At 44.7% G+C, this 5,513-nt stretch carries 9 protein-coding genes; all 9 read right to left on the reverse strand.

What is annotated here, in order from left to right:
• Window positions 1-267, reverse strand: a 267-nt coding sequence (locus tag PAM7066_RS19715; protein WP_002353745.1) for a major capsid protein, incomplete at its 3' end; no start/stop codon positions are given.
• 36 nt (window positions 268-303) lie between these two features.
• Complete coding sequence (locus tag PAM7066_RS19720) at window positions 304-420, reverse strand: phage DNA packaging protein J (protein WP_000033471.1); 117 nt, start codon at window positions 418-420, stop codon at window positions 304-306.
• Entirely contained in the window at window positions 420-878 is a 459-nt protein-coding gene (locus PAM7066_RS19725) for a scaffolding protein D (protein WP_000084700.1), read from the reverse strand. The genes PAM7066_RS19720 and PAM7066_RS19725 overlap by 1 nt, the downstream gene beginning before the upstream one ends.
• Window positions 875-1,114: a phage DNA packaging protein C gene (locus PAM7066_RS19730; RefSeq protein WP_016670801.1), complete on the reverse strand. Its 240-nt coding sequence runs from the start codon at window positions 1,112-1,114 to the stop codon at window positions 875-877. Before PAM7066_RS19730 ends, PAM7066_RS19725 begins: the two co-directional genes overlap by 4 nt.
• Window positions 1,047-1,199 (reverse strand): hypothetical protein, encoded by a 153-nt coding sequence (locus PAM7066_RS19735; RefSeq protein WP_435988044.1) that lies wholly within the window; start codon window positions 1,197-1,199, stop codon window positions 1,047-1,049. Before PAM7066_RS19735 ends, PAM7066_RS19730 begins: the two co-directional genes overlap by 68 nt.
• Window positions 1,132-2,712 carry a replication endonuclease gene (locus tag PAM7066_RS19740; protein ID WP_000289252.1) on the reverse strand — a complete coding sequence of 527 codons (1,581 nt, stop codon included), beginning with the start codon at window positions 2,710-2,712 and terminating at the stop codon, window positions 1,132-1,134. The genes PAM7066_RS19735 and PAM7066_RS19740 overlap by 68 nt, the downstream gene beginning before the upstream one ends.
• A 24-nt stretch (window positions 2,713-2,736) precedes the next feature.
• Window positions 2,737-3,723 carry a Minor spike protein gene (locus PAM7066_RS19745; RefSeq protein ID WP_000466547.1) on the reverse strand — a complete coding sequence of 329 codons (987 nt, stop codon included), beginning with the start codon at window positions 3,721-3,723 and terminating at the stop codon, window positions 2,737-2,739.
• A gap of 8 nt (window positions 3,724-3,731) precedes the next feature.
• Entirely contained in the window at window positions 3,732-4,259 is a 528-nt protein-coding gene (locus tag PAM7066_RS19750; protein WP_000487867.1) for a hypothetical protein, read from the reverse strand.
• Window positions 4,260-4,369: 110 nt separating this feature from the next.
• The coding region (locus tag PAM7066_RS19755) for a major capsid protein (RefSeq protein ID WP_029696981.1) at window positions 4,370-5,513 on the reverse strand (1,144 nt) is incomplete at its 5' end.

The following is a 5,513-nucleotide window of genomic DNA, read 5'->3' on the forward strand; positions in this document are numbered from 1 at the left end:
ACCATCCTTCATGAACTTAATCCACTGTTCACCATAAACGTGACGATGAGGGACATAAAAAGTAAAAATGTCTACAGTAGAGTCAATAGCAAGGCCACGACGCAATGGAGAAAGACGGAGAGCGCCAACGGCGTCCATCTCGAAGGAGTCGCCAGCGATAACCGGAGTAGTTGAAATGGTAATAAGACGACCAATCTGACCAGCAAGGAAGCCAAGATGGGAAAGGTCATGCGGCATACGCTCGGCGCCAGTTTGAATATTAGACATAATTTATCCTCAAGTAAGGGGCCGAAGCCCCTGCAATTAAAATTGTTGACCACCTACATACCAAAGACGAGCGCCTTTACGCTTGCCTTTAGTACCTCGCAACGGCTGCGGACGACCAGGGCGAGCGCCAGAACGTTTTTTACCTTTAGACATTACATCACTCCTTCTGCACGTAATTTTTGACGCACGTTTTCTTCTGCGTCAGTAAGAACGTCAGTGTTTCCTGCGCGTACACGCAAGGTAAACGCGAACAATTCAGCGGCTTTAACCGGACGCTCGACGCCATTAATAATGTTTTCCGTAAATTCAGCGCCTTCCATGATGAGACAGGCCGTTTGAATGTTGACGGGATGAACATAATAAGCAATGACGGCAGCAATAAACTCAACAGGAGCAGGAAAGCGAGGGTATCCTACAAAGTCCAGCGTACCATAAACGCAAGCCTCAACGCAGCGACGAGCACGAGAGCGGTCAGTAGCAATCCAAACTTTGTTACTCGTCAGAAAATCGAAATCATCTTCGGTTAAATCCAAAACGGCAGAAGCCTGAATGAGCTTAATAGAGGCCAAAGCGGTCTGGAAACGTACGGATTGTTCAGTAACTTGACTCATGATTTCTTACCTATTAGTGGTTGAACAGCATCGGACTCAGATAGTAATCCACGCTCTTTTAAAATGTCAACAAGAGAATCTCTACCATGAACAAAATGTGACTCATATCTAAACCAGTCCTTGACGAACGTGCCAAGCATATTAAGCCACTTCTCCTCATCCAACGCGTCAGTTTTTGACAGAATCGTTAGTTGATGGCGAAAGGTCGCAAAGTAAGAGCTTCTCGAGCTGCGCAAGGATAGGTCGAATTTTCTCATTTTCCGCCAGCAGTCCACTTCGATTTAATTCGTAAACAAGCAGTAGTAATTCCTGCTTTATCAAGATAATTTTTCGACTCATCAGAAATATCCGAAAGTGTTAACTTCTGCGTCATGGAAGCGATAAAACTCTGCAGGTTGGATACGCCAATCATTTTTATCGAAGCGCGCATAAATTTGAGCAGATTTGTCGTCACAGGTTGCGCCGCCAAAACGTCGGCTACAGTAACTTTTCCCAGCCTCAATCTCATCTCTCTTTTTGCGTTCTGCTTCAATATCTGGTTGAACGGCGTCGCGTCGTAACCCAGCTTGGTAAGTTGGATTAAGCACTCCGTGGACAGATTTGTCATTGTGAGCATTTTCATCCCGAAGTTGCGGCTCATTCTGATTCTGAACAGCTTCTTGGGAAGTAGCGACAGCTTGGTTTTTAGTGAGTTGTTCCATTCTTTAGCTCCTAGACCTTTAGCAGCAAGGTCCATATCTGACTTTTTGTTAACGTATTTAGCCACATAGAAACCAACAGCCATATAACTGGTAGCTTTAAGCGGCTCACCTTTAGCATCAACAGGCCACAACCAACCAGAACGTGAAAAAGCGTCCTGCGTGTAGCGAACTGCGATGGGCATACTGTAACCATAAGGCCACGTATTTTGCAAGCTATTTAACTGGCGGCGATTGCGTACCCGACGACCAAAATTAGGGTCAACGCTACCTGTAGGAAGTGTCCGCATAAAGTGCACCGCATGGAAATGAAGACGGCCATTAGCTGTACCATACTCAGGCACACAAAAATACTGATAGCAGTCGGCGTGTGAATCATTAGCCTTGCGACCCTCGGCAGCAAGAACCATACGACCAATATCACGAAAATAGTCACGCAAAGCATTGGGATTATCATAAAACGCCTCTAATCGGTCGTCAGCCAACGTGAGAGTGTCAAAAACGATAAACCAACCATCAGCATGAGCCTGTCGCATTGCATTCATCAAACGCTGAATAGCAAAGCCTCTACGCGATTTCATAGTGGAGGCCTCCAGCAATCTTGAACACTCATCCTTAATACCTTTCTTTTTGGGGTAATTATACTCATCGCGAATATCCTTAAGAGGGCGTTCAGCAGCCAGCTTGCGGCAAAACTGCGTAACCGTCTTCTCGTTCTCTAAAAACCATTTTTCGTCCCCTTCGGGGCGGTGGTCTATAGTGTTATTAATATCAAGTTGGGGGAGCACATTGTAGCATTGTGCCAATTCATCCATTAACTTCTCAGTAACAGATACAAACTCATCACGAACGTCAGAAGCAGCCTTATGGCCGTCAACATACATATCACCATTATCGAACTCAACGCCCTGCATACGAAAAGACAGAATCTCTTCCAAGAGCTTGATGCGGTTATCCATCTGCTTATGGAAGCCAAGCATTGGGGATTGAGAAAGAGTAGAAATGCCACAAGCCTCAATAGCAGGTTTAAGAGCCTCGATACGCTCAAAGTCAAAATAATCAGCGTGACATTCAGAAGGGTAATAAGAACGAACCATAAAAAAGCCTCCAAGATTTGGAGGCATGAAAACATACAATTGGGAGGGTGTCAATCCTGACGGTTATTTCCTAGACAAATTAGAGCCAATACCATCAGCTTTACCGTCTTTCCAGAAATTGTTCCAAGTATCGGCAACAGCTTTATCAATACCATGAAAAATATCAACCACACCAGAAGCAGCATCAGTGACGACATTAGAAATATCCTTTGCAGTAGCGCCAATATGAGAAGAGCCATACCGCTGATTCTGCGTTTGCTGATGAACTAAGTCAACCTCAGCACTAACCTTGCGAGTCATTTCTTTGATTTGGTCATTGGTAAAATACTGACCAGCCGTTTGAGCTTGAGTAAGCATTTGGCGCATAATCTCGGAAACCTGCTGTTGCTTGGAAAGATTGGTGTTTTCCATAATAGACGCAACGCGAGCAGTAGACTCCTTCTGTTGATAAGCAAGCATCTCATTTTGTGCATATACCTGGTCTTTCGTATTCTGGCGTGAAGTCGCCGACTGAATGCCAGCAATCTCTTTTTGAGTCTCATTTTGCATCTCGGCAATCTCTTTCTGATTGTCCAGTTGCATTTTAGTAAGCTCTTTTTGATTCTCAAATCCGGCGTCAACCATACCAGCAGAGGAAGCATCAGCACCAGCACGCTCCCAAGCATTAAGCTCAGGAAATGCAGCAGCAAGATAATCACGAGTATCCTTTCCTTTATCAGCGGCAGACTTGCCACCAAGTCCAACCAAATCAAGCAACTTATCAGAAACGGCAGAAGTGCCAGCCTGCAACGTACCTTCAAGAAGTCCTTTACCAGCTTTAGCCATAGCACCAGAAACAAAACTAGGGACGGCCTCATCAGGGTTAGGAACATTAGAGCCTTGAATGGCAGATTTAATACCAGCATCACCCATGCCTACAGTATTGTTATCGGTAGCAAGCACATCACCTTGAATGCCACCGGAGGCGGCTTTTTGACCGCCTCCAAACAATTTAGACATGGCGCCACCAGCAAGAGCAGAAGCAATACCGCCAGCAATAGCACCAAACATAAATCACCTCACTTAAGTGGCTGGAGACAAATAATCTCTTTAATAACCTGATTCAGCGAAACCAATCCGCGGCATTTAGTAGCGGTAAAGTTAGACCAAACCATGAAACCAACATAAACATTATTGCCCGGCGTACGGGGAAGGACGTCAATAGTCACACAGTCCTTGACGGTATAATAACCACCATCATGGCGACCATCCAAAGGATAAACATCATAGGCAGTCGGGAGGGTAGTCGGAACCGAAGAAGACTCAAAGCGAACCAAACAGGCAAAAAATTTAGGGTCGGCATCAAAAGCAATATCAGCACCAACAGAAACAACCTGATTAGCGGCGTTGACAGATGTATCCATCTGAATGCAATGAAGAAAACCACCATTACCAGCATTAACCGTCAAACTATCAAAATATAACGTTGACGATGTAGCTTTAGGTGTCTGTAAAACAGGTGCCGAAGAAGCTGGAGTAACAGAAGTGAGAACCAGCTTATCAGAAAAAAAGTTTGAATTATGGCGAGAAATAAAAGTCTGAAACATGATTAAACTCCTAAGCAGAAAACCTACCGCGCTTCGCTTGGTCAACCCCTCAGCGGCAAAAATTAAAATTTTTACCGCTTCGGCGTTATAACCTCACACTCAATCTTTTATCACGAAGTCATGATTGAATCGCGAGTGGTCGGCAGATTGCGATAAACGGTCACATTAAATTTAACCTGACTATTCCACTGCAACAACTGAACGGACTGGAAACACTGGTCATAATCATGGTGGCGAATAAGTACGCGTTCTTGCAAATCACCAGAAGGCGGTTCCTGAATGAATGGGAAGCCTTCAAGAAGGTGATAAGCAGGAGAAACATACGAAGGCGCATAACGATACCACTGACCCTCAGCAATCTTAAACTTCTTAGACGAATCACCAGAACGGAAAACATCCTTCATAGAAATTTCACGCGGCGGCAAGTTGCCATACAAAACAGGGTCGCCAGCAATATCGGTATAAGTCAAAGCACCTTTAGCGTTAAGGTACTGAATCTCTTTAGTCGCAGTAGGCGGAAAACGAACAAGCGCAAGAGTAAACATAGTGCCATGCTCAGGAACAAAGAAACGCGGCACAGAATGTTTATAGGTCTGTTGAACACGACCAGAAAACTGGCCTAACGACGTTTGGTCAGTTCCATCAACATCATAGCCAGATGCCCAGAGATTAGAGCGCATGACAAGTAAAGGACGGTTGTCAGCGTCATAAGAGGTTTTACCTCCAAATGAAGAAATAACATCATGGTAACGCTGCATGAAGTAATCACGTTCTTGGTCAGTATGCAAATTAGCATAAGCAGCTTGCAGACCCATAATGTCAATAGATGTGGTAGAAGTCGTCATTTGGCGAGAAAGCTCAGTCTCAGGAGGAAGCGGAGCAGTCCAAATGTTTTTGAGATGGCAGCAACGGAAACCATAACGAGCATCATCTTGATTAAGCTCATTAGGGTTAGCCTCGGTACGGTCAGGCATCCACGGCGCTTTAAAATAGTTGTTATAGATATTCAAATAACCCTGAAACAAATGCTTAGGGATTTTATTGGTATCAGGGTTAATCGTGCCAAGAAAAGCGGCATGGTCAATATAACCAGTAGTGTTAACAGTCGGGAGAGGAGTGGCATTAACACCATCCTTCATGAACTTAATCCACTGTTCACCATAAACGTGACGATGAGGGACATAAAAAGTAAAAATGTCTACAGTAGAGTCAATAGCAAGGCCACGACGCAATGGAGAAAGACGGAGAGCGCCA

It is taken from the genome of Palleronia marisminoris, assembly GCF_900172315.1.
In the GTDB taxonomy this organism is placed as follows: Bacteria; Pseudomonadota; Alphaproteobacteria; order Rhodobacterales; family Rhodobacteraceae; genus Palleronia; species Palleronia marisminoris.

Bases quoted from the DNA above. Each gene is read 5' to 3' on its own strand.
- PAM7066_RS19745 (WP_000466547.1), bottom strand. From the start codon at position 3,723: ATGTTTGGTGCTATTGCTGGCGGTATTGCTTCTGCTCTTGCTGGTGGC.
- PAM7066_RS19750 (WP_000487867.1), bottom strand. From the start codon at position 4,259: ATGTTTCAGACTTTTATTTCTCGCCATAATTCAAACTTTTTTTCTGAT.
- PAM7066_RS19725 (WP_000084700.1), bottom strand. From the start codon at position 878: ATGAGTCAAGTTACTGAACAATCCGTACGTTTCCAGACCGCTTTGGCC.
- PAM7066_RS19720 (WP_000033471.1), bottom strand. From the start codon at position 420: ATGTCTAAAGGTAAAAAACGTTCTGGCGCTCGCCCTGGTCGTCCGCAG.